Raw genomic sequence first — 19,560 nt, 5'->3', positions numbered from 1 at the left:
CTTACACGTTGAAGCGGAAGTGCATTACGTCGCCGTCCTTGACGATGTAATCCTTGCCTTCCAGACGCCATTTACCGGCTTCTTTGGTACCGGCTTCGCCCTTGTACTGGATGAAGTCGTTGTAGGCGATCACTTCGGCGCGGATGAAGCCTTTCTCGAAGTCGGTGTGGATCACGCCGGCAGCCTGAGGTGCGGTGGCACCGACTTTGACGGTCCAGGCGCGGACTTCTTCGACACCGGCGGTGAAGTAGGTCTGCAAGTGCAGCATTTCGTAGCCAGCGCGGATCACGCGGTTCAGGCCAGGCTCTTCCAGGCCCAGGGCCTCGAGGAACATGTCCTTCTCTTCACCGTCATCGAGCTCGGCAATTTCCGCTTCGATCTTGTTGCAGACCGGAACGACCATCGCGCCTTCTTCTTCGGCGATGGCGCGAACCACGTCCAGGTGCGGGTTGTTCTCGAAACCGTCTTCAGCGACGTTGGCGATGTACATGACCGGTTTGGTGGTCAGCAGGTGGAAGCCCTTGATCACTGCCTTTTCGTCAGCGCTCATGTTCTTCATCAGGCTGCGTGCCGGCTTGCCTTCGGTGAAGTGCGCGATCAGTTGCTCCAGCAGAGCTTTCTGAACCACGGCGTCCTTGTCACCGCCCTTGGCGTTACGCGCGACTTTCTGCAGTTGCTTCTCGCAGCTGTCGAGGTCGGCGAAGATCAGTTCCAGGTCGATGATTTCGATGTCGCGCTTCGGATCGACGCTATTGGAAACGTGGATCACGTTTTCGTCTTCGAAGCAGCGCACCACGTGAGCGATGGCGTCGGTCTCACGGATGTTGGCGAGGAACTTGTTGCCCAGACCTTCACCTTTCGAGGCGCCGGCAACGAGGCCTGCGATGTCGACGAATTCCATGGTGGTCGGCAGGATGCGCTTCGGATTGACGATGGCCGCCAAAGCGTCCAGACGCGGATCCGGCATCGGCACGATGCCGCTGTTCGGCTCGATGGTGCAGAAGGGGAAGTTCTCGGCCGCGATACCGGATTTGGTCAGGGCGTTGAACAGGGTGGACTTGCCGACGTTAGGCAGGCCGACGATGCCGCAATTGAATCCCATGGTGTTTCCCCTCGGATAAGAGTCAGGCCTTCTGGCTGTGCAGGTTTTTCATCGCGCGGTTCCATTCACCGGCGAGGATATCCGGCAGCACGCCGAGGGCAAAGTCGATGCTGGCATCGAGTTTTTCCTGTTCGGCGCGTGGCGCACGACCCAGGACGAAATTTGAAACCATACTGGCGACGCCCGGGTGGCCGATGCCAAGCCGCAGGCGGTAGAACGTATTCTGATTGCCCAGTTGCGCAATGATGTCGCGCAACCCGTTGTGACCGCCATGGCCGCCGCCCTGCTTGAGCTTGGCGACGCCCGGAGGCAGATCGAGTTCGTCATGCGCCACGAGGATTTCTTCAGGCTTGATGCGGAAGAAACCGGCGAGTGCCGCCACGGCCTGGCCGCTGCGGTTCATGTAGGTGGTGGGAATCAGCAGACGAACATCCTGACCCTGGTGCGAATAGCGCCCGGTCAGGCCGAAATATTTGCGATCGGCCACAAGATTCACATTCTGTGCTTGGGCGATGCGCTCAACAAAAAGGGCCCCTGCGTTATGCCGGGTCTGGTCGTATTCAGCGCCTGGATTTCCCAGGCCAACGATCAGTTTGATGGCAGTCACGATAGGGGCCCTTCCTTTGAGTGGTGAGTAACATCGCCGCGATCAGGGAAAGCGGCGAAAGTGGACGAAAATTGCTCATTTACCATGATGTAAACTCCGCGTTCCCGCCCGCTTTCTCGCTACGTTCCAGTCCGCGATGTTACTTGCTCACTCAGGCATGACAGAGTGAATTACTCTGCTGCGCCTTCTTCGGTAGCTTCTGGAGCAACACGTGGAGCGTGGACGTTGGCAACAGCCTTGTCATCGCCGTGTGCCAGAGCAACGAACTCAACGCCTTTAGGAGCTTTGAGGTCCGACAGGTGAATGATCGAACCGATTTCAGCGTCAGCCAGATCGACTTCGATGAACTCAGGCAGATCTTTCGGCAGGCAGGTCACTTCGATTTCAGCAACAACGTGCGAAATCTCGCCGCCTTTCTTCACTGGAGCAGCTTCGTTGATGAAGTGCACAGGAACGATAGCGGTCAGTTTCTGGCCAGCGACAACGCGTACGAAGTCAGCGTGCAGCACGTGGCCTTTAGCCGGGTGACGTTGCAGAGCTTTGATGATTACGTTCTGCTTGGTGCCGCCAACGTTCAGCTCGATGATGTGGCTGTAAGCCGCTTCGTTTTCGAGCAGTTTGGCAACTTCTTTAGCCAGCATGCTGATGGATTCAGGGGCTTTTTCGCCACCGTAAACTACAGCTGGAACCAGGCTTGCGAGACGACGCAGGCGGCGGCTCGCACCTTTCCCCAGGTCGGAACGCACTTCAGCATTCAGAGTAAAATCGTTCATTGTGTATCTCCAATATAGCCATGACCGGAGTGGCGTTTGCGACCAGCGCCAAACACGGTATGGGCAAAAAAGCCCCGCCCCGGCAGGAATGCCGGGGCGGGGCGCTTTTCGTCAACGAGACATTTCGAGAAGGGCAGGGCCCTTAACGGAACATCGCGCTGATCGATTCTTCATTGCTGATGCGGCGAACCGCTTCGGCAACAACCGGTGCGATATCCAGTTGACGGATACGTGCACAGGCTTGTGCAGCCGCGGACAGCGGGATGGTGTTGGTCACCACCAGCTCGTCCAGCACGGAATTTTCGATATTCTCGATGGCCCGACCCGACAGCACAGGGTGTGTGCAGTAGGCAAAGACCTTGGCTGCGCCATGCTCTTTCAAGGCCTTCGCCGCGTGGCACAGAGTGCCGGCGGTATCGACCATGTCATCGACCAGAATACAGGTACGCCCTTCGACATCACCGATGATATGCATCACTTCAGAGTGATTGGCTTTCTCACGGCGTTTGTCGATGATCCCGAGATCCACGCCCAGGGATTTGGCAACGGCACGTGCACGCACGACGCCACCAATGTCCGGGGAAACGATCATCAGGTTTTCGAAGCGCTGATCTTCAATGTCATCCACCAGAACCGGGGAGCCGTAGATGTTATCTACCGGAATATCGAAGAAACCCTGAATCTGGTCAGCATGCAGATCAACCGTGAGAACACGGTCGATGCCGACTACGGTAAGCATGTCAGCGACGACTTTCGCGCTGATAGCCACACGTGCGGAACGCGGACGGCGATCCTGACGGGCATAACCAAAATAAGGAATAACAGCAGTGATACGAGTAGCCGAGGAGCGGCGGAAGGCATCAGCCATCACTACCAGTTCCATCAGGTTATCGTTGGTCGGAGCGCAAGTCGGCTGAATAATGAAAACGTCTTTACCGCGAACGTTTTCATTGATCTCGGCGGTAATTTCGCCGTCGGAAAATTTACCGACAGAGATGTCACCGAGAGGGATATGCAGCTGACGTACAACACGCCGAGCCAGATCGGGGTTAGCGTTCCCCGTAAAGACCATCATCTTGGACACGCGCAGTACCTAGAGGCTGAGGGTAACCTGGATGAGTATAGAAAATGGCAGGGGCGGCTGGATTCGAACCAACGCATGGCAGGATCAAAACCTGCTGCCTTACCGCTTGGCGACGCCCCTGTATCTGTTGCATCAAGTGCCGAGCACTTGGTTCCTTTAGAGCAGACTTTGCAGCTTGCGGTGCAACATCGAAACGTTGCTGCCTTTCGCTACAAACCCTGTAAGGGTCTCTGTCAGAAGGGCCGAGACTTTATCAGCTTCAGCTTTGCTTGGGAAGCCCCCAAACACACAACTTCCAGTTCCGGTGAGTTTTGCTTCGGTAAATTTACCTAACAAATCCAATGCGTTACGTACTTCTGGATAACGCCTTGCAACCACCGGCAAGCAGTCATTTCGACTGTTTCCCTCGGGAACGGGGCGCACTTTAATGGGCGGCGTGTTACGTGTCAACAAAGGATCGGAAAAAATTTCTGCCGTACTAACAGAGACTTGCGGTACGAGCACCAGATACCACGGTTCTTCGGGATCCACCGGGGTGAGTTTCTCGCCCACGCCCTCGGCGAAAGCCGCGTGGCCACGGACGAAAACCGGTACGTCGGCGCCGAGCGACAGACCCAGCGCGGCCAGGCGATCTTCATCCCAACCCAGCTGCCACAAATGATTGAGACCGAGCAAAGTCGTCGCCGCATTTGAGCTGCCACCGCCAATGCCGCCGCCCATGGGCAGTACTTTATCGATCCAGATGTCGATACCGAGCGTACAACCGGACTGTTGTTGAAGCATTTTTGCCGCGCGCACGATCAGGTTGCTGTCATGCGGCACGCCGGCAAATTCGGTGTGCAGTTGAATCACGCCGTCATCGCGCACGGCAAAAGTGATTTCGTCGCCGTAGTCGACAAACTGAAACAGCGTCTGCAACTCGTGATAACCGTCTTCACGGCGACCGAGAATGTGCAGCATCAGGTTGAGTTTGGCCGGCGAGGGCAGGGTCAGGCGTGCAGCGGTCATGCGTTATTGCCCCAACTTGCGCGGTTGCCAGGTCTTGATCACCAGCGTCACGTCGAGGTCGGTGCCGTGCAGCTTGATACGCTCAGGCAGCCAGTAACCGTTTTGTTCGGTGTAAGCGGTGTATTCAACCTTCCAGCCATCCTGTTCCAGGCTGGCCAGACGGCTGTCGGCATCCAGATTCAGGCGGCTTTTGCTGTCTGGGGCCGGCAGGCCACGCACCCACCAGGCCAGATTCGATACCGGCAATTTCCAGCCAAGCTGCTCTTCGAGCAAAGCTTCCGGGGACTGCGATTCATAGCGACCCTGGTTGGCGACTTCCAGCGACACCTTGCCCGGACGCCCGGTCAGACGTGCCGCGCCACGACCCAGCGGGCCGGACAAACGAATGTCGTAGTAATCCTGACGTTGCAGCCAGAACAACGTGCCGCTACCGGAATCTTTCGGCGCGCGGATGCCGATCTTGCCGTCGATCTGCCAGCCATCGAGGCCGCTCAGTTGCTGTTTGTTCGCCGCCCATTGAGCCGGGCTGCCGTGGCCCTCGACCGATTCGCGAGTACCAAAACCCGAGCAGCCGGCGAGCAAGGCGATGAAGCTGAAAACGATAACGTGGCGCAAAAACATGAGTTAAAGAGTCTCGGATCCGGTCAGGCGCTTGATGGTGCTGCGCAGAATGGTGCTGTCGGGCTGATCCTTGAGGAATTTGCCCCAGATTTGTTTGGCTTCACGCTGCTTGCCCTTGGTCCACAACACCTCGCCGAGGTGCGCGGCGACTTCGTGGTCAGGGAAACGCTCGAGCGCCTGACGCAGATATTTCTCGGCGTCGTCCAGATTGCCCATGCGGTAATTCACCCAGCCAAGGCTGTCGAGTACTGCTGGATCTTCCGGATTGATCTGGTGCGCCTGTTCGATCAGCGCTTTCGCTTCAGCGTAGCGGGTCGTACGGTCGGACAAGGTATAGCCCAAAGCGTTCAGCGCCATGGCATTGTCCGGATCGCGCTTGATGATCAGGCGCAGGTCTTTTTCCATCTGCGCCAGGTCATTGCGTTTTTCCGCGAGCATCGCCCGGGTGTACAGCAGATTCAGATCGTCCGGGTATTGCAGCAAGGCTTGCTGCAAGACTTTCCAGGCCTTGTCGTCCTGTTTGTTGGCCGACAGGGTTTCCGATTCGATCAGGTACAGCTGAATCGCGTAATCTGGCTGCTCGTCGCGCTGGGCGGCGAGTTTGCTTTGCGCTTCAGCAGTCTTGCCGTTGTTCATCAGAATATCGGCCTGACGCAATTGCGCCGGCAGATAGTCGTTGCCCGGGCCGACCTGGGCGTACTCGATGAGGGCGCCTTGCGGGTCATTACGTTCTTCGGCGATGCGACCGAGGTTCAGGTGCGCCGAATCGACGTGGCTTTCGCGGGCAATCAAGTCTTCCAGATAACCCTTGGCTTCATCCCACGCCTTGGCTTCGAGGCACACCAGCGCCAGCGAGTAGCGCAGTTCGTCGTCTTCCGGGTACTGCTGAACGAGGCTGGAGAACTCGGCCTTGGCATCGTCCATGCGGTCTTGCTCAACCAGCATGCGCGCGTAAGTCAGGCGCAGGCGCTTGTCGTCCGGGTACTTCTTGATGCTTTTCTGCAGCAGTGGCAGCGCTTCGTCACCACGGTTCATCACTTGCAACAGACGCGCGCGCAGCAGGATCGGGGCGATTTCGCCTTCTTCCGGCGGATGGTCTTCGAGCAGGGTCAAAGCGGCTTTGTTGTCGCCGTCCTGTTGCAGGAGCAGCGCCTTGCCGAAAATCAGCTGACTGTTGTTCGGATGACGCTGCAACAACCGGTCAAAACTTTTCATCAGACCGTTGCGGGTTTCCTGATCGGTATCGGCGGCCGACAGCGCGAGGAAGTCGAAATGGGTGTCGCCCTTGCCTTGCAGGACTTTCTCCATATAGACCATCGAGTCGTCATAACGCCCGGCACGCGCCAGTTGCACGGCGGCGGCGCGTTGCGCTTCGAGATCGTCCGGGGCATTTTTTGCCCAGATCAGCGCGGTATCGAGGGCCGGTTGATCGGCGCCCAGATATTCGGCGATACGGAATGCCCGCTCGGAGACGCCTGGATCCTGGGTGTTGATGGCCTGGGTCACGTAGTTATCCAGCGCAATGTCGAAACGATTGCGCTGGCCGGCGAGTTCGGCGCTCAACAGACTGAAAACGGTTTCCTCGCTGAACGAGCTGTAAACCTTGGGCTTTTCAGGCGCGGGCGTGGTGTCTTCGACCGGCGGCGTACCGTCCGGCGAAACGGGTGCCAAGGCCTGGCAGCCGCTGAGGAAGACAAAAGCGAGGAGCAACGCGGAAGATCTATTCATATAGGAAGAGGACGACTAACCTGCGGTCGGATCATCATGACACAAGCTTTCGGCCAAACATAACCGCTCAGGCAATTTACGCTGATGCCCCTGTGGGAGCTGCCGCAGGCTGCGATCTTTTGACGTTGTTTGAGACGCGGAGCGTCCCGGGCTGCATTCCCACGCCGAGCGTGGGAACGATCAATCAAAAGATCGCAGCCTGCGGCAGCTCACAGGGGGTGGTGTGTACATGAACGAGAATGGATCGCAGCACAAGGTGCATACAATAAGGGCGATAGATATCCAATAGTTGTTCTGAATCTGGCGAAGTAGGACAATTGCCGGCTTCACGTCACCACCAGCGACTTTGAATGGCCTTCCTTGCACTCGGTATCAACCACAAGACTGCTTCAGTAGACGTCCGCGAGCGCGTGGCCTTTACGCCTGAGCAGCTGGTGGAAGCCTTGCAGCAGCTCTGCCGACTGACCGACAGCCGCGAAGCTGCGATCCTCTCGACCTGTAATCGCAGTGAGCTTTATATAGAACAGGATCAGCTTTCTGCCGATATCGTGCTGCGCTGGCTGGCCGACTATCACCATTTAAGCCTCGATGAGCTGCGCGCGAGTGCTTATGTGCACGAAGATGATGCGGCAGTTCGTCACATGATGCGCGTCGCCTCCGGGCTCGACTCGCTGGTGCTTGGCGAACCACAGATTCTCGGCCAGATGAAATCGGCCTACGCCGTGGCCCGCGAGGCCGGCACCATCGGTCCGCTGCTGGGGCGACTGTTCCAGGCGACGTTCAATGCCGCCAAGCAGGTGCGTACCGACACTGCAATCGGTGAAAATCCGGTGTCCGTGGCGTTTGCTGCCGTCAGCCTGGCGAAACAGATTTTCAGTGATTTGCAACGCAGCCAGGCCCTGCTGATCGGCGCCGGCGAGACCATCACTTTAGTCGCCCGCCATTTGCACGAGCTGGGCGTCAAGCGCATTGTCGTTGCCAACCGCACGCTGGAGCGCGCCAGTCTGCTCGCCGAACAGTTCGGCGCCCACGCGGTGCTGCTGTCGGACATTCCGGCAGAACTGGTGCGCAGCGACATCGTCATCAGTTCGACCGCCAGTCAGTTGCCGATTCTCGGTAAGGGCGCGGTGGAAAGCGCATTGAAGTTGCGCAAGCACAAGCCGATCTTCATGGTCGACATCGCTGTTCCCCGGGATATCGAACCGGAAGTCGGCGAACTGGACGACGTTTACCTGTATAGCGTCGACGATCTCCACGAAGTGGTTGCCGAAAATCTCAAGAGCCGTCAGGGCGCTGCGCAAGCGGCCGAAGAGATGGTCTCGGTCGGCGCCGATGATTTCATGGTGCGCCTGCGCGAGCTGGCGGCGGTCGATGTGCTCAAGGCCTATCGTCAACAGAGCGAACGCCTGCGCGACGAAGAGCTGCAAAAAGCCCTGCGCCTGCTGGCCAACGGCGGCAACGCCGAAGACGTGCTCGGGCAACTGGCCCGTGGCCTGACCAATAAACTGTTGCATGCCCCGAGCGTGCAACTGAAAAAGCTTTCTGCCGAAGGCCGCCTCGATGCGCTGGCCATGGCCCAGGAACTCTTTGCCCTCGAGGGCTCACCGGATAGCTTTTCGGATAAAAAACCGCAATGAAAGCGTCACTGCTCAATAAGCTGGACATCCTCCAGGACCGTTTCGAGGAACTGACCGCGCTGCTCGGCGACGGCGAAGTCATTGCCGATCAGGCCAAATTTCGCGGTTATTCCAAGGAATACGCTGAACTCGAGCCGATCGTCCAAGGCTATAAAAAGCTCCTCGGCGTACAAAGCGATCTCGAAGGCGCGCAGGCGTTGCTCAAGGACAGCGACCCGGACATGCGCGAAATGGCCGTGGAAGAAGTCCGCGAAGCCAAGGAATTGCTGATCACTCTGGAAGCCGACCTGCAACGCATGCTGCTGCCCAAGGACCCGAATGACGGCCGCAACGTCTTCCTCGAAATTCGTGCTGGCACTGGTGGCGATGAGGCGGCGATCTTCTCCGGCGACCTGTTCCGCATGTACTCGCGTTATGCCGAGCGCCGTGGCTGGCGCGTCGAGATCCTCTCGGAAAACGTAGGCGAACACGGTGGCTATAAAGAAGTCATCGCCCGCATTGAAGGCGACAACGTTTACGGCAAGCTGAAATTCGAATCCGGCGCGCACCGCGTACAGCGTGTACCCGCTACCGAATCCCAGGGCCGTATCCACACCTCGGCCTGCACCGTGGCGGTGTTGCCTGAGCCGGACGAGCGCGAAGCCATCGAGATCAACCCGGCGGATCTGCGTGTCGACACGTTCCGCTCCTCCGGGGCCGGTGGTCAGCACGTCAACACCACTGACTCGGCGATCCGCATCACGCACATTCCGACCGGCACCGTCGTCGAGTGTCAGGAAGAGCGATCCCAGCACAAAAACCGTGCCCGGGCGATGGCCTGGTTGTCGGCCAAGCTCAACGATCAGCAAACCGCAGCGGCGGCCAATGCCATCGCCAGCGAGCGTAAATTGCTCGTCGGTTCCGGCGACCGTTCCGAGCGCATTCGCACGTACAACTTTGCTCAGGGGCGAGTCACTGACCATCGCGTCAACCTGACTCTGTACTCTCTGGATGAAATTCTCGCCGGTGGCGTTGAAGCGGTCATCGAGCCGTTGCTGGCCGAATACCAGGCTGACCAACTCGCAGCGATAGGTGAATAAATGACCATCATTGCCAGCCTGTTGCGCGCCGCCGAACTGCCGGACTCGCCCACCGCTCGCCTGGACGCTGAATTGCTTCTTGCCGCTGCGCTGGGCAAGTCGCGCAGTTTTCTGCACACCTGGCCCGAGCGCATCGTGCCGAGTGAAGCCGCGCTGACGTTTGCCGAATACCTGCAACGTCGTCGTGGCGGTGAGCCGGTGGCCTACATTCTCGGTCAGCAGGGTTTCTGGAAACTCGATCTGGAAGTCGCACCGCACACGCTGATCCCGCGCCCGGACACTGAATTACTGGTGGAAGCGGCGCTGGAATTGCTGCCCGCGACGCCAGCCACAGTGCTCGACCTCGGCACCGGCAGCGGCGCGATTGCATTGGCCTTGGCCAGCGAACGTCCGGCGTGGAAGGTCACGGCGGTGGATCGTGTGCTCGAAGCCGTAGCCTTGGCCGAGCGCAATCGTCAGCGCCTGCACCTGAACAACGCCACGGTGCTGAGCAGCCATTGGTTCAGCGCGCTGGAAGGTCAGCGTTTCCAGTTGATCATCAGCAACCCGCCCTACATTGCCGCCGCCGATCCGCATCTGGTCGAGGGTGACGTGCGCTTCGAACCAGCCAGCGCACTGATCGCCGGTGAAGACGGCCTCGATGATCTGCGCTTGATCGTCGCCCAAGCGCCGGAGTATCTGGAGGCCGCTGGCTGGTTGATGCTCGAACACGGCTATGATCAAGCCGAAGCTGTCCGTGACTTGCTGCTGACGCGCGGTTTCGAAGAAGTCCACAGCCGCACCGATCTGGGCGGCCATCAACGCATCAGTCTGGGGCGCCTGCCGTGCTGAATGATCAGGAATTGCTGCGCTATAGCCGGCAGATTCTGCTGCAACACATCGACATCGATGGCCAGTTGAAACTCAAGGACAGCCGCGTGCTGATCGTCGGCCTCGGCGGCCTTGGCGCACCGGTGGCCTTGTACCTGGCAGCGGCCGGTGTCGGTGAATTGCATCTGGCGGATTTCGACACGGTCGACCTGACCAACCTGCAACGCCAGATCATCCACGACACCGACAGCGTCGGCATGAGCAAGGTCGACTCGGCGCTCAAGCGTCTGACCGCGATCAATCCCGAGATTCAATTGATCGCCCATCGTCAGGCGCTGGACGAGGATTCTCTCGCCGCAGCCGTGACTGCGGTGGATCTGGTGCTCGATTGTTCCGATAATTTCTCCACCCGCGAAGCGGTCAATGCCGCGTGCGTGGCTGCGCAAAAGCCACTGGTCAGCGGCGCAGCGATTCGTCTGGAAGGACAGTTGTCGGTGTTCGACCCGCGTCGCACCGAGAGCCCGTGCTATCACTGCTTGTACGGCCACGGCAGCGAAGCTGAACTGACTTGCAGCGAGGCCGGTGTAGTCGGGCCGCTGGTGGGACTGGTCGGCAGCCTTCAGGCGTTGGAAGCGTTGAAAGTTTTGGTCGGTTTTGGCGAGCCTCTGGTCGGTCGCTTGCTGCTGATCGATGCATTGGGTTCGCGTTTTCGTGAACTGCGGGTCAAGCGCGATCCGGGTTGCAGCGTCTGTGGCCCGCGCCATGCGTGAAGCGCCCATTGGCGTATTCGATTCCGGCGTCGGCGGCTTGTCGGTCCTCGCGGAAATCCAGCGCTTGCTGCCCAATGAGTCGCTGCTCTATGTCGCCGATTGCGGGCACATTCCCTACGGTGAGAAAACCCCGGAATTCATCCGCCAGCGCTGCAGCGTGATGGCCGGGTTTTTCCGCGAGCAGGGCGCCAAGGCGTTGGTGCTGGCCTGCAATACCGCGACCGTTGCCGGTGTCGCCGATCTGCGCCGCGATTTTCCCGACTGGCCGATTGTCGGCATGGAGCCTGCGGTCAAGCCTGCCGCCGCCGCCACCCGCAGCGGTGTAGTCGGCGTGCTCGCTACCACCGGCACATTGCAGAGTGCCAAGTTCGCCGCGTTGCTCGATCGCTTTGCTACCGATGTGCGGGTGATTACCCAGCCATGCCCCGGTCTGGTCGAGCTGATTGAAAGCGGTGACCTGCACAGCGCGGCGTTGCGCACGCTGCTGCAGAGTTATGTCGAGCCACTGTTGGCCAGTGGTTGCGACACGATCATCCTGGGCTGCACGCATTATCCTTTCCTCAAGCCGATGCTCAAGACGATGATCCCCGAGGACATCAGCCTGATCGATACCGGCGCCGCCGTAGCGCGGCAACTTCAGCGTCTGCTGGCTGAGCGCGATCTGCTCGCTGACGGGCCGAACCAGCCGGTCAGATTCTGGACCAGCGCCGATCCTGCGTACTTCAAAAACATCCTGCCGCTACTGGGGCAAACAGCGGACGAAGTGCAAAAATTCAGCTTGTAAAAAAAATGTGAAATAACTAAAAAATCAGCTGAACTTCTAAGCAGGCGCTAGCTTCTATAGCGAAGAGTTATCTAGAAAACCAAACGATCGTTCCGGAAAAGGAAGTTTCAAAGTGAAGCGACTATTCTGCTTGGCCGCGATTGCGGCCGCACTGATGGGGCAAAGTTTTACTGCACAAGCCGCAGGTGTTGAATTTGCGGTGGGGGCCACCAGCGATTCGACCATGACCTACCGCCTGGGGATGAATTTCGACTGGGACAAAAGCTGGCTGCAGAGCGACGTTGGTCGCCTGACCGGTTACTGGAGCGGTGCTTACACCTACTGGGAAGGTGACAAGACCTCCAGCAACAACAGCCTGTCGTTCTCGCCGGTATTCGTTTACGAGTTTGCCGGTCAATCGGTCAAGCCGTATATCGAAGCGGGCATTGGTGTGGCTGCGTTCTCCAACACCAAGTATGAAAGCAACAACATTGGCGGTTCTTTCCAGTTCGAAGACCGTCTCGGTTTTGGTCTGCGCTTCAATGGCGGGCATGAAGTCGGGATCCGGGCAACGCACTATTCCAACGCCGGCCTGGCCAGTGATAACGACGGCGTAGAAAGTTACGCGCTGCACTACACGATGCCGTTGTAAGTCGTACGCATAACCCTGTAGGAGTGAGCCTGCTCGCGATAGCGGTGTGTCAGTCACACATATATTGACTGACTCACCGCTATCGCGAGCAGGCTCACTCCTACATTTGTTTTGGGGTGTTCTTGAGGTCAGCGGTAAGCGGTCGTAATGCCCTGGCGTTCTTCGATGCATTCCGGCGCGCCCATTTCGAACTCGCGGCAGATCAGCGGACGTTTCTCATAGATCGTGCACATCATCGTGTCGCGATCCAGCGCTGCACACCAGCCGTCGTCCAGACGCAGCATCACTTCACCGCCCCACTCATCGGTATCGATAAAGCGATCAGGCACGCCGGTGTCGGTGATCAGCATCACTTCGAGCTGACAGCAGCAGGCGGCGCACGTCGAGCAAGTGACCGCCGGTTCAGCGATTTGATGATGGGGAATGGTTTTCATGGCGGCAGTGTAAGGCAGTGGCCGGGCCCTGTGTGAAAGGCCTGACAGACGCTCACTGACTCAGGCGTCGCGCCATCGTGTGCAGCAGCGGAAACACCAGCGCCCAGATCAGCCCGATCGCGATCAGCGTCGGCAGTTCACCATAGGGGAATTGCACGCCGGCCAGTCGCCCGCCAGCGTAATACGACAACGCACCGCCGAGCGCACCGAGCGCGCTGGCCAGCCACCACGGCCGGGCGCTCCATTGCAGACAATGGCGTAGCGTGGTCGCCAGCAACGCCCAGAGCAGCATCAACCACAGTGGAATCAGCGGCGACAGGTCGTCGAACCTGAACACACCCAGACCGCGCAAAATACTGTCGAGCGCCGTGCCGACAACTACCACGCTGAGAATCAGCCGACCTTCCGCCGCCCAACTGCTGATCCAGCACAGATGAATCACCAGCACCGCCAGCGCCAGCAGTAACCACATGCTGTTGCCGCCAAGCACGCAGGCCAGCCAGCCAATCTGGAACAATGCCGCATTGGCGCAACGCTCAAGCATCGAAGCGGCCAAGCAATGGCGCCGGCATTGCCTCGGGTTTGGCCAGCAACAGTTGCGCGGTGCCGATGGTGCGCTCAAGGAAGCCACCCTCGCAGTAGCACAGGTAAAACTCCCACAGGCGCAGGAAGTAATCGTCGTAGCCGAGTTCGCTCAAGCGACCGTGGGCATGGCGAAAGTTCTCGTGCCACAGGCGCAGGGTCTTCGCGTAATGCAGGCCGAAATCCTCCATGTGCAGCAGGTTCATGTCGGTGTCGCGACTGACGATCTCGAGCATCTTTTGCACACACGGCAGGGCGCCGCCGGGGAAGATGTAGCGCTGGATGAAATCGACGCCGCGCTTGGCCTGTTCGTAACGTTGCTCGCGGATGGTGATGGCCTGGATCAGCATCAGTCCGTTGCTCTTGAGCAGGTGCGCGCACTGTTTGAAGTAGGTCGGCAGGAAGCGGTGGCCGACCGCTTCGATCATCTCGATCGAGACCAGTTTGTCGTATTCGCCGCTGAGGTCGCGGTAATCCTCCAACAGCAGCGTCACCTGCTGCTGCAAGCCAAGCTGTTCGATGCGTTGCGCGGTAAAGGCGAACTGCTCTTTCGACAGCGTGGTAGTGGTCACGCGGCAACCGTAATTCTGCGCGGCATAGAGCGCCATGCTGCCCCAACCGGTACCGATTTCCAGCAAGTGATCGCTGGGCTTGAGCGCGAGTTTCTGGCAGATGCGTTCGAGTTTGTTCAACTGCGCCTGCTCGAGGCTGTCTTCGGGCGTGAGGAACTGTGCCGCCGAATACATCATGGTCGGGTCGAGAAACTGCTCGAACAGATCGTTACCGAGGTCGTAATGCGCGGCGATGTTTTTCTGCGAGCCCTTGCGCGTATTGCGATTGAGCCAGTGCAGGCCTTGCACCAATGGCCTCCCGAGGCGGGCGAGGCCGCCCTCCATGGCATCGAGTACTTCCAGGTTGCTGACAAACACGCGCACCACCGCCGTCAGATCCGGTGAACTCCAGTAGCCATGAATAAACGCTTCGCCGGCGCCAATCGAGCCACTGCTGGCAACCATCCCCCAAACGGCCGGGTCGGTGATGTGAATTTCCCCCAGCAGCGCACTGCCGGGCGTACCGAAGAGCATTTGTTCGCCGTCTTCGAACACCATCAATTGCCCGTGTTTGAGCTGACCGAGTTGGCGCAAGACGCCCCGGCGCAGCAGCGAACCGGTCAAACCGTTAGTGCTGAGCCGACTGACCGACAGGCTAGAGGATTTCATGGCGGTGCTCCTTGGGAGGCACAGTGGCGGTTTGAAAGCTGCCGTCGGCAGCCTGATGAGCAAAGATCGGCGCGCGCTTGAGCAACAGGCGCAGGGCTTGCCAGTAAATCGCCAGAGCGGTTTTCGCGGTCATCCACGGGAAACGCCGCAAGTAACGGTGCAAGCTTGGGCGATCGAGCGTTTCGCGTTGCAGGTTGAGGGTGGCGTCGAACAGTTTGTGTTCGCCCTGCCAGTCAGCCATGTGCACGCCGAGGGTTTGCGCGGCAGGGCTGAAGCTCATGCGGTATTCGAGATCGCGCGGCAAGAACGGTGAAACGTGAAACGCCTTTGCCACGGCAAAGTGCTGATGAACATTGCCCGGATTGATCGGTGCGCGTGCCGGCAACACGTAGTGATAGCGCTCGCGCCACGGCGTGTTGGTGACTTCGCAGACAATCGCTGCCAGTTGACCGTCGGCCTCGTGGCAATAAAAGAAACTCACCGGATTGAACGACAAGCCCCAACTGCGCGCCTGGGTCAGCAGGCAGACCGTGCCTTGCGGCGCATGACCGATGGCTGCGCCAACCTGCTGGCGCACGGCATCGATCAGGCGCACGCCGCGACCGGTAAAGGTCTTCAGGTAATCTGTCTCGCGAAACGAGAACGGCGCAAAGCGGCTGCGCCCCGCCAGCGGTGACAGCGCCAGCACCGCATCCTGCTCGCTCAGGTCGAGATAGAGCAGGCCGATCCGATAGCGGAACTCATGCCGACGCGGCGAGAAACGCCGATGGCCGATCCAGCCGCTGTACAGGGCGCTGTTCATAAGGTTTCCCCGAAGGCTGCGGCCACGCGTAAACCGCTGACCACGCCGTCTTCATGAAAACCGTTGGCCCAATAGGCGCCGCAATAATGCGTGTGGTGTGCGCCATCGAGTTCGCCCCAGCGATTTTGTGCCGCGACCGCCGCGAGGCTGTATTGCGGGTGCGCATAGGTGTACTTGGCCAGCACTTTGAACGGGCTGATGCCGGCGCTCTGGTTGAGGCTGACGCAGAACGTGGTGTCGCTCTGGATGCCTTGCAGAATGTTCATGTCGTAGGTGACCGCGGCTTGGGTATGGCCGGATCCGCCGAGGCGATAATTCCAGCTCGCCCACGCCAGTTTCCGTGTGGGCAACAGGCGCGTGTCGGTGTGCAGCACCACTTCGTTGTCGGCGTAGGGCAGGGCACCGAGGATTTCGCGTTCGGCATCGCTCGGGCTGGCGAGCAATTGCAGGGCCTGATCGCTGTGGCAGGCAAATACCACCTGGTCAAAATGTTCGATGCCCGCCGGGCTGTGGATAACCACGCCGTGCACGTCGCGATCGACCCGGTTGACCGGGCAGTTGAGGCGAATCCTGTCTTTGAACGAAGCAGTCAATGGCGCGATGTAGGCGCTGGAGCCGCCCTCGATAACTTGCCATTGCGGACGATCACTGACCGACAGCAGCCCGTGGTTCTTGAAGAAACGCACGAAGAACTGCAGCGGGAAATCAAGCATTTCGGCCATCGGCATCGACCAGATCGCCGCGCCCATCGGCACGATGTAATGCAGGATGAAACGCTCGCCATAACCGCCAGCCTTGAGGTAATCATCGAGCGTCATGTCGGCGGCGATACGCAATTCGAGAAGGTCGCGCTGGGCTTCTTTGTTGAAGCGCAGAATGTCACGCAACATGCCCCAAAACCCTGGCGACAACAGATTGCTGCGCTGGGCAAACAGGCTGTTGAGGTTGTTGCCGTTGTATTCCAGGCCGGTGTCCGGATCGGTCACCGAGAAGCTCATTTCGGTCGGTTTGAACGTCACGCCCAGTTGGCCCAGCAAGCGAATGAAGTTCGGGTAGGTCCAGTCGTTGAACACGATGAAACCGGTGTCCACGGCGTACTGCCGGCCCTCGACGGTGACCTCCACGGTATGCGTGTGGCCACCGACCCAGTCGCTGGCCTCGAACACCGTGATCTCGTGTCGGCGATTGAGCAGGTAGGCGCAGGTCAACCCGGCGATCCCGCTCCCGACGATGGCGATCTTCATGCCAGATCCGTTTGTGGTGGTGGTTTGCGCACCATGCGTTTGCCGATGGCCAGTTGCACGCGCGCGGGCAGTTTCGACAACGGCCAGAGCGCCGCCATGAACAGGGCCGGAAAAGCGATCTCCAGTGGCCGATCCTTGAGCTTGGCAAAGATGTGCCGTGCGGCTTTATCCACAGGCCAACTGAGCGGCATCGGGAAATCGTTTTTGGCGGTCAGCGGCGTCTCGACAAATCCCGGGCTGACCACGGTGACTTCAATACCTTCGTCGGCAAGATCGATGCGCAGCGATTCGAACAGGTAACGCAACCCGGCCTTCGATGCCCCGTAGGCTTCGGCCCGAGGCAGCGGCAGATAGGTCACCGAACTGGCCACGCCGACCAGATGCGGCGCCGTGCCTTGGCGTAGCAGCGGCAGGGCGGCCTCGATGCAATAACTGCTGGCGAGCAGATTGGTGCGCACCACGTGTTCGATGATCGAGGCATCGAACTGCTTGGCATCGACGTATTCGCAGGTTCCGGCGTTGAGGATGACGCTGTCGAGCGAACCCCAGTCCTCCGCGATCTGCTGGCCGATTTCGCGCACGGTCTGGCTGTTGGTCAAATCCCCCGGGACCACCAATACCTGTCCCGGATAGCGTTGCGCCAACACTTTGAGCGGTGCGATCTGGCGTGAACTGACTGCCAGGTGCGCACCGGTTTTCAATATCTCTTCAGCCAGCGCCGCGCCGATGCCACTGCTGGCTCCGGTCAACCAATAACGCCGTGGAGTTGTACGACTCATCCCATTCTCCTTTTCAGCCAAGCGATCACCCGGCCCAATACGGGTAAATGTTCATAAAGCAGTGCCCCGGCATCGAAATAATCCCGATGGCGATAAACCTTGTCGCGCCACAGCAGGTGCGAGCAGCCGCTGACTCTGATCTCCCGGCCATTGGCCAGGCGCGGGTGGCGATAACGCATGACCCAGCGCAAGTAGCCTTCGCCCTCGCTGATCTGGTCGAAACCGTGAAAGTCGAAATGCAGTTCGCTGACGTTGGCGTACAGCTCGCTGAAGTAATCGCGCAATTGCGCCAGGCCCTGAACTTCGTGCAGCGGGTCGGTGAAATGAATGTCATCGCTGTAGAGCTCGCCCAGGCGTTGCAGGTTGTCTTTGTTCAACGCTGAAAATTGCCGGGCGAAGCGCTGCAGGAATTCACTCATGATCGTCTCCGCCAGCCTGACGCGAGGGCAGGTTCTTGAACGCGGTCAGCGCCCGTTCCCGTGAAGCGCTCAGATTGACGATCGGCGCCGGGTAGTCGGCGGCACCGAACAGACCGGCGCTGGCCGGGTTATGTACTTCTTTCTTGTTTAGACCTGCGAGTTGCGGCAGCCAGTGCTTGATGAACAGGCCTTCGCTGTCGAATTTTTCCGACTGGCTCAACGGATTGAAGATGCGGAAATACGGCGCCGAATCAGTGCCGGTCGATGAACTCCATTGCCAGCCACCGTTGTTCGCCGCCAGGTCGCCATCGATCAAGTGGCGCATGAAAAAGCGTTCGCCTTCGCGCCAGTCGATCAGCAGGTTCTTGGTCAGGAACATCGCCACGACCATGCGCAGGCGGTTGTGCATCCAGCCGGTTTCGAGCAGTTGGCGCATTGCAGCGTCAATGATCGGCAGACCGGTGCGCGCCTCTTGCCACGCAGCGAGTTCGTCCGGCGCATCACGCCACGCCAGCGCTTCGGTTTCCGGGCGGAAGGCGCGGTGGCGGGAGACGCGCGGGTAGCCGACCAGAATGTGCTTGTAGAACTCGCGCCAGAGCAGTTCGTTGATCCAGGTAACGGCGCCGACCTTGCCGCTCTCGAATTCGCCCTGATTGCTTTGCAACGCGGCGTGCAGACATTGGCGCGGCGAGATCACGCCGGCGGCCAGATACGCTGAAAGCTGGCTGGTACCGGGTTTGGCCGGGAAGTCGCGTTCGCTTTTGTAGTAGTCGATTTGCGCGTCAGCGAAGGTGTCGAGGCGTCGCTGGGCTTCTTTTTCACCCGCTGGCCAAAGGGCTTGCAGGGATTCGCTCGGGGTAGTGAAGCCTTCTACCGAATCAGCAATCGGGTCGCTGTCGATCTTGAGTTTCGCCTGCTTGCCGGGTGCCTTGACCCGCGCCGGCATCGAGCGATGCAGACGCTCGTAACAGACCTTTCTGAACTGGCTGAAGACCTTGAAGTAGGTGTCGGTCTTGGTCAGCACGGTGCCGGGCTTGAACAGCAACTGATCGAGGTAGCTGTGAAACTCGATGCCCTCGGCTTTCAAGGTTTCGGCCACGGCGGCATCGCGACGGCTCTCGTGAACGCCATATTCTTCATTGACGTGCAGCGCTTCAATCTTCAGTTGCTGGCACAGCTTGAGCAGTTCGGCCTGAGCCTGATCCCAATGCGCTGCGGTGCGAATCAACAAGGGAATGTTCAGCTCGCCGAGGCTTTTGCTCAGCTCCTTGAGATTGCGCAGCCAGAAGTCGACCTTGCACGGCGCATCGTCGTGTTCCAGCCATTGCTGTGGACTCAACAGGTACACGGCCACCGTCGGGCCGCGCGCTGCGGCAGCCGAAAGGGCGGTGTTGTCGTGTTGGCGCAAGTCGCTGCGCAGCCAGATCAATTGCATGTCGGAATTCA

Annotated in this window: 21 protein-coding genes and 1 tRNA gene; 6 read left to right on the top strand and 16 right to left on the bottom strand. The window is 59.3% G+C overall.

The annotated features are described in order from the left end of the window. Position 1: 1 nt before the first annotated feature. The 8 genes from ychF to QOL84_RS29135 form a co-directional block, all read right to left on the bottom strand. Positions 2 to 1,102 (bottom strand): redox-regulated ATPase YchF, encoded by a 1,101-nt coding sequence (gene ychF / locus QOL84_RS29170; protein WP_102356840.1) that lies wholly within the window; start codon positions 1,100 to 1,102, stop codon positions 2 to 4. A gap of 22 nt (positions 1,103 to 1,124) precedes the next feature. After that, complete coding sequence (gene pth, locus QOL84_RS29165) at positions 1,125 to 1,709, bottom strand: aminoacyl-tRNA hydrolase (protein WP_129395494.1); 585 nt, start codon at positions 1,707 to 1,709, stop codon at positions 1,125 to 1,127. Positions 1,710 to 1,879: 170 nt separating this feature from the next. Then, a complete protein-coding gene (locus tag QOL84_RS29160; RefSeq protein ID WP_129395493.1) occupies positions 1,880 to 2,482 on the bottom strand; it encodes a 50S ribosomal protein L25/general stress protein Ctc in 603 nt (200 codons plus the stop codon). Between the two features lie 142 nt (positions 2,483 to 2,624). Next, entirely contained in the window at positions 2,625 to 3,566 is a 942-nt protein-coding gene (locus QOL84_RS29155) for a ribose-phosphate pyrophosphokinase (protein WP_003171603.1), read from the bottom strand. Positions 3,567 to 3,611: 45 nt separating this feature from the next. Continuing rightward, a tRNA-Gln gene (locus QOL84_RS29150) sits at positions 3,612 to 3,686 on the bottom strand. Positions 3,687 to 3,722: 36 nt separating this feature from the next. After that, positions 3,723 to 4,574 carry a 4-(cytidine 5'-diphospho)-2-C-methyl-D-erythritol kinase gene (gene ispE / locus QOL84_RS29145; protein WP_122844635.1) on the bottom strand — a complete coding sequence of 284 codons (852 nt, stop codon included), beginning with the start codon at positions 4,572 to 4,574 and terminating at the stop codon, positions 3,723 to 3,725. 3 nt (positions 4,575 to 4,577) lie between these two features. After that, positions 4,578 to 5,195 carry a lipoprotein insertase outer membrane protein LolB gene (gene lolB / locus QOL84_RS29140; RefSeq protein WP_212621055.1) on the bottom strand — a complete coding sequence of 206 codons (618 nt, stop codon included), beginning with the start codon at positions 5,193 to 5,195 and terminating at the stop codon, positions 4,578 to 4,580. A 3-nt stretch (positions 5,196 to 5,198) separates the two neighbouring features. After that, complete coding sequence (locus QOL84_RS29135; RefSeq protein ID WP_129395490.1) at positions 5,199 to 6,923, bottom strand: tetratricopeptide repeat protein; 1,725 nt, start codon at positions 6,921 to 6,923, stop codon at positions 5,199 to 5,201. A 350-nt stretch (positions 6,924 to 7,273) separates the two neighbouring features. On the opposite strand from QOL84_RS29135, the gene hemA reads away from it, so the two are divergent. The 6 genes from hemA to QOL84_RS29105 all read left to right on the top strand — a co-directional run bounded on the left by hemA (position 7,274) and on the right by QOL84_RS29105 (position 12,634). Then, complete coding sequence (gene hemA / locus QOL84_RS29130; RefSeq protein ID WP_007951716.1) at positions 7,274 to 8,560, top strand: glutamyl-tRNA reductase; 1,287 nt, start codon at positions 7,274 to 7,276, stop codon at positions 8,558 to 8,560. Continuing rightward, entirely contained in the window at positions 8,557 to 9,639 is a 1,083-nt protein-coding gene (gene prfA / locus QOL84_RS29125; RefSeq protein ID WP_129395489.1) for a peptide chain release factor 1, read from the top strand. The genes hemA and prfA overlap by 4 nt, the downstream gene beginning before the upstream one ends. Then, positions 9,640 to 10,470 (top strand): peptide chain release factor N(5)-glutamine methyltransferase, encoded by an 831-nt coding sequence (prmC, locus tag QOL84_RS29120; protein WP_283439444.1) that lies wholly within the window; start codon positions 9,640 to 9,642, stop codon positions 10,468 to 10,470. Beyond that, positions 10,464 to 11,219 carry a molybdopterin-synthase adenylyltransferase MoeB gene (locus QOL84_RS29115; protein WP_283439443.1) on the top strand — a complete coding sequence of 252 codons (756 nt, stop codon included), beginning with the start codon at positions 10,464 to 10,466 and terminating at the stop codon, positions 11,217 to 11,219. Before prmC ends, QOL84_RS29115 begins: the two co-directional genes overlap by 7 nt. Further along, positions 11,212 to 12,003 (top strand): glutamate racemase, encoded by a 792-nt coding sequence (gene murI, locus QOL84_RS29110; RefSeq protein ID WP_283439442.1) that lies wholly within the window; start codon positions 11,212 to 11,214, stop codon positions 12,001 to 12,003. Before QOL84_RS29115 ends, murI begins: the two co-directional genes overlap by 8 nt. A 112-nt stretch (positions 12,004 to 12,115) precedes the next feature. Next, complete coding sequence (locus tag QOL84_RS29105) at positions 12,116 to 12,634, top strand: acyloxyacyl hydrolase (protein WP_283439441.1); 519 nt, start codon at positions 12,116 to 12,118, stop codon at positions 12,632 to 12,634. Positions 12,635 to 12,762: 128 nt separating this feature from the next. On the opposite strand, the gene QOL84_RS29100 is transcribed toward QOL84_RS29105, so the two are convergent. Genes QOL84_RS29100 through phrB form a run of 8 tightly spaced genes read right to left on the bottom strand, consistent with a single transcriptional unit; the run spans position 12,763 to position 19,549 of the window. Then, positions 12,763 to 13,068 carry a YkgJ family cysteine cluster protein gene (locus QOL84_RS29100; RefSeq protein WP_283439440.1) on the bottom strand — a complete coding sequence of 102 codons (306 nt, stop codon included), beginning with the start codon at positions 13,066 to 13,068 and terminating at the stop codon, positions 12,763 to 12,765. A 52-nt stretch (positions 13,069 to 13,120) separates the two neighbouring features. Next, positions 13,121 to 13,612 (bottom strand): DUF2878 domain-containing protein, encoded by a 492-nt coding sequence (locus tag QOL84_RS29095; RefSeq protein WP_283439493.1) that lies wholly within the window; start codon positions 13,610 to 13,612, stop codon positions 13,121 to 13,123. After that, positions 13,605 to 14,870, bottom strand: coding sequence for an SAM-dependent methyltransferase (locus QOL84_RS29090; RefSeq protein WP_283439439.1), 1,266 nt, complete (start codon positions 14,868 to 14,870; stop codon positions 13,605 to 13,607). The genes QOL84_RS29095 and QOL84_RS29090 overlap by 8 nt, the downstream gene beginning before the upstream one ends. After that, positions 14,857 to 15,672: a DUF1365 domain-containing protein gene (locus QOL84_RS29085; protein WP_283439438.1), complete on the bottom strand. Its 816-nt coding sequence runs from the start codon at positions 15,670 to 15,672 to the stop codon at positions 14,857 to 14,859. Before QOL84_RS29085 ends, QOL84_RS29090 begins: the two co-directional genes overlap by 14 nt. Then, on the bottom strand, positions 15,669 to 16,916 hold the full coding sequence (locus QOL84_RS29080) for an NAD(P)/FAD-dependent oxidoreductase (protein ID WP_283439437.1): 1,248 nt from the start codon (positions 16,914 to 16,916) through the stop codon (positions 15,669 to 15,671). Before QOL84_RS29080 ends, QOL84_RS29085 begins: the two co-directional genes overlap by 4 nt. Beyond that, positions 16,913 to 17,695, bottom strand: coding sequence for an SDR family NAD(P)-dependent oxidoreductase (locus QOL84_RS29075; RefSeq protein WP_129395480.1), 783 nt, complete (start codon positions 17,693 to 17,695; stop codon positions 16,913 to 16,915). Before QOL84_RS29075 ends, QOL84_RS29080 begins: the two co-directional genes overlap by 4 nt. Then, positions 17,692 to 18,114: a nuclear transport factor 2 family protein gene (locus QOL84_RS29070; RefSeq protein ID WP_283439436.1), complete on the bottom strand. Its 423-nt coding sequence runs from the start codon at positions 18,112 to 18,114 to the stop codon at positions 17,692 to 17,694. Before QOL84_RS29070 ends, QOL84_RS29075 begins: the two co-directional genes overlap by 4 nt. Then, positions 18,107 to 19,549: a deoxyribodipyrimidine photo-lyase gene (phrB, locus tag QOL84_RS29065; RefSeq protein WP_283439435.1), complete on the bottom strand. Its 1,443-nt coding sequence runs from the start codon at positions 19,547 to 19,549 to the stop codon at positions 18,107 to 18,109. Before phrB ends, QOL84_RS29070 begins: the two co-directional genes overlap by 8 nt. Positions 19,550 to 19,560: the final 11 nt, after the last annotated feature.

The sequence above is a fragment of the Pseudomonas helmanticensis genome, assembly GCF_900182985.1.
Taxonomy (GTDB): domain Bacteria; phylum Pseudomonadota; class Gammaproteobacteria; order Pseudomonadales; family Pseudomonadaceae; genus Aquipseudomonas; species Aquipseudomonas helmanticensis.
Note: the sequence above shows the minus strand (reverse complement) of the source record. Positions and strands in the feature narration are given on the sequence as shown.